This window comes from Herbaspirillum autotrophicum (genome assembly GCF_001189915.1).
GTDB classification, from domain to species: Bacteria; Pseudomonadota; Gammaproteobacteria; order Burkholderiales; family Burkholderiaceae_D; genus Herbaspirillum; species Herbaspirillum autotrophicum.
In genome coordinates, this window is record NZ_LFLS01000002.1 from 79031 (window position 1) to 82503 (window position 3473).

Genomic DNA, 3473 nt, shown 5'->3' on the forward strand with positions numbered 1-3473 from the left:
CGGGCGATATCAGGAGCGGTCGATGGCGTCCGAGGCGACGCCATCCCAGATCGCATTCACCAGCGCGTTGTCGTTGCCGCGCACACGGTAGAGTGAAATATCGAAATTGACCCGCATCTCCGGCTCGCCGATAACCAGCAGCCGGCGGTCGTTGACATCCTCCTGTACCAACCGTTGCGGCAGCCACGCCACACCGACGCCGCGCCGCGCCATTTCGTGGATCGATTCATAGGAATCGGCTTCATACACCATGCGCAAGGAAATTTTCTTGGGCAGGCCGGCCAGATGTTTGGCCAATACGCCGCGCAAGGTCAGCGATTGCGAGAACGCCAGCCAAGGCGTCGGCGTCGCGGCGTTAGCCGCTGCCAGCTTGAATTTCGGCCGCCCTTTGGCATCGGCAGCCACTACCGGCAACAGGATTTCACGCGCCAGTGTCAGCGATTCGTAGCGCAAGGGATCGATCAGCAGCCGGGTAGTGGGACTGGAATAAATCACCAGCAAATCGGCATCGCCGGCGCCCAGCCGCAAAATGACTTCTTGGGCGCCGCCGGTGCTGACCGATACCGGAAACGGGCCGAAGCGTTGATTGATGCTGGCATACCAGTCAGGAAAAAAGGTCCGCGCCAGCGTGCGCCCGGTGGCCACGCGCAAGGTTTGCTCAACCGGACTGGAGCCATCCTGCAATTGTCCTCTGGCGGCATACAGCACATCCGTCGCATGTGTGGCGGCGTCGAGAAACAACTGCCCGGCAGGCGTCAGCGATACCGGGTGCGAGCGCGCCACCAGCTCGGCACCCACCCATTGCTCCAGCGCCTTGATGCGGCGGCCGAAAGCAGGGTGCGTGATGAAACGATTTTCGGCGGCGCGCGAAAAGCTGCGCATACGCGCCAGTTCGATGAAGTCTTCCAGCCAGCTTAGTTGCACGACATGCTCTTTTCTTTAAAAACCGACTCTTGAACGCGGCTTGCCACAGGCTCAGTCAACAAATTCGAACAGCGTCCGAAAAGCCGGCAGCGCCAGCCTGAGCATGTTCGCATCTTCCTGAATTGGCAAGCCGAGCGCGCGAGCACGGGCGGAAATGACACTGCGGTCGCCGCCACGCCAGCGGATGGCGGCAAAAAATGCGGCGCGTTGCGGTGTATGCCCGGCAAGTGCGCCAAAGCGCGCCGCCAACGCGCCGGCGTCGGCAAATTCCAACGCAAAGTCAGAACCCCAGCACCCCATGCGGGCGTAATCACTTGCCGCCTGCGCCGGGTCCTGATCCACCACCAGCAGACTGGCAATCCCGCGCACGCCGTTGGGGTGAGGCAGCCATTCCGGGCGCCATACCAGTTCCGGCGTCAGATGGCGACAGGCATACACGCGGCCGGCCGTAAATTGGCCAGGGCGCAAACGGACCGTAGAAAAACGCGCATCCAGCGGTTCGCCCGCCACCAGCACCGGCCGCGAAAAATGCTGAATCGGCTGTGCATCCAGCCCCATGGCAAGCCAGTCGTCGTGGCAAGCCTGTATGTCGTCCACGGCGTAGACCAGGCCATCGATGCCGACCGGACTGTCGAGAATTTCCTGGCGGATCTTGTCGCTGTCGCGCGGCTGGCCGATCAATTCCAGATAACCACCGGCCAGAACGATCAGGTGATTGACCGAGCCGAGGGTGTGGTAGCCGCGCGGCGTCACAATAAAGCCCAGGCCTTCGAACAGTGCCTGCGCATCATCGATGTCGTAATGGGTGTTGATGACCAGATGGTCAAGCGCAGCGGGATTTTGACTGATACCGGATGGCAGCGGGAGATGGCGATGGTTCATGGGGATGGGTTCACACGGAGATTGAGCGACTGACACTATTGTTCAGGCAGTTGATTTGATTCGGAATTGTACAGATGGCGTAAATATGGCGCAGCGGGATTGTCATTGCATGAAAACCATCAGTCTGTTTTGGATTCGTTCGACGACGATTGTGCTGCTTTGTCCATGTATAAAAGGAGACTCTTGCCTGCCGGTGTGTCACAACGCGACATCGCCGTATGTTGTCGCACTATCGTCTAAAATGCCGCTGCGGCACCGGACGATGGGGATATACGGCGTATCCATGCATGCTTGCCATCTCACTACAACAGGACGTGACTTGTCCAATATTGCTTCCAACATGAAAATAGTAGTCATTGCAGCGCTGGGAATGTTATCGCTGATTCAAACATCACTATCCTGCGCGGAGAATGCCAACGGGAAAAATCTCTATCTGCAGCGATGTGCCATGTGCCACGGAACGGATATCAAAGGCACGGGATCATTGGCGAATAAAAGCAATCCTCCGACACCTGATCTTACAAAAACCGCGTTCAAAAAACGATTGCTTGATTATCCGGGCGTCATTGTGTCCTCGGTAGTACTTCGTCCAAACGGAGACTTGATTCCAAAAACGTTGAAAGAGAACGGCGTGAAGCTGCCGCCGTACTCTTGGCGAGTCAAGGATCTGCGCGACTTGAATGAATACATGAGCGGCGTGATTTCAAAAAGCCGGTGATGCTGATCAGGACATCGCGTCGAATATGAACCAGCTCCGGCCCAGCGGGGCTGGTTCATACGTCGTTTCAATGACGATGCTGCTCAAAAAGCCAGTTTCGCCACCAATAACCTGGGTAGATATCTGCGTCCAACTGATGGTCCAGGCCATCATATTCCCTGAAGAAAATGCGTTGACCGCCGCGCTTTCTAATAAAGTGAGTTAACCTCTGGTCGGCAAAAATCGGGTTCTCTGTATCAGTAAACGATTCAAGGGGAACATAACCACGGTTTTCGGTATACGCAAACGCCGGGCATCAAGTTCTCGCAGCGCCAACTCGCCTATGTGGTGTGTTTTCGTCATCCACACCCAGCCTGCCGAAACATGCCAACCTGAGTATTTAGCGCGCAATGGATGTCGCCAAGCTTTCAATCGTCTGCTGTACCGCAGGTCCCAAGTGGTCGTCAGCTCTGCATGCGCCAGACATCGGATGTTTGCTATATCTCCCACACCCGTCGCGCGGCGTTGCCGATCGCTCCTGACGGGGCGCAACGGTACCGGCATGCCGGTCGAAATCAACAAGGTTGCAAACAGGAAATATGTTCACATCAATCCCAGTGATGCGATACCGCCGGCCGAATGGATATGCACGTTGTTACGGTGCGCTATGCCGGAAACATCTGATTTGTCCGGATATATTTTGAAAAAATGAGACAAGCAGTCAATTCCCGTAGCGATTCAGTGGCAATATTGCGTGCAGAAAATATCTGCATTTTTGCAATGGCAAACTTAAGCATTCCACGATGTCGGCACGCCTCATGATGAGCGCGGGACGATGGTTCGTTGAGTCGCAAAAAATAATGGCAAGATCAAATCACCCTTGCAGGAGGGGGCTTTGCTTGTTAATCGGATCGTTTACCGTAATAAACAAGCTTGCCGATGACAGGTCGGGAATGCTCAGGGGAGCGGG

General features: G+C 56.1%; 3 protein-coding genes. 1 reads left to right on the forward strand and 2 read right to left on the reverse strand.

Going from position 1 to position 3473, the window contains the following annotated elements:
* Positions 1-9: 9 nt before the first annotated feature.
* Both AKL27_RS01825 and AKL27_RS01830 read right to left on the reverse strand, forming a co-directional pair.
* Positions 10-924, reverse strand: coding sequence for a LysR family transcriptional regulator (locus AKL27_RS01825; RefSeq protein ID WP_050460905.1), 915 nt, complete (start codon positions 922-924; stop codon positions 10-12).
* A gap of 51 nt (positions 925-975) precedes the next feature.
* Positions 976-1806 carry a VOC family protein gene (locus tag AKL27_RS01830; protein ID WP_050460907.1) on the reverse strand — a complete coding sequence of 277 codons (831 nt, stop codon included), beginning with the start codon at positions 1804-1806 and terminating at the stop codon, positions 976-978.
* Between the two features lie 340 nt (positions 1807-2146).
* Here AKL27_RS01830 and AKL27_RS26980 point away from each other — a divergent pair, with 340 nt between their 5' ends.
* The gene (locus AKL27_RS26980) at positions 2147-2524 is read left to right on the forward strand and encodes a c-type cytochrome (protein WP_083438828.1); all 378 of its coding nucleotides are present in this window, start codon (positions 2147-2149) and stop codon (positions 2522-2524) included.
* The last annotated feature ends 949 nt before the right edge of the window (positions 2525-3473 follow it).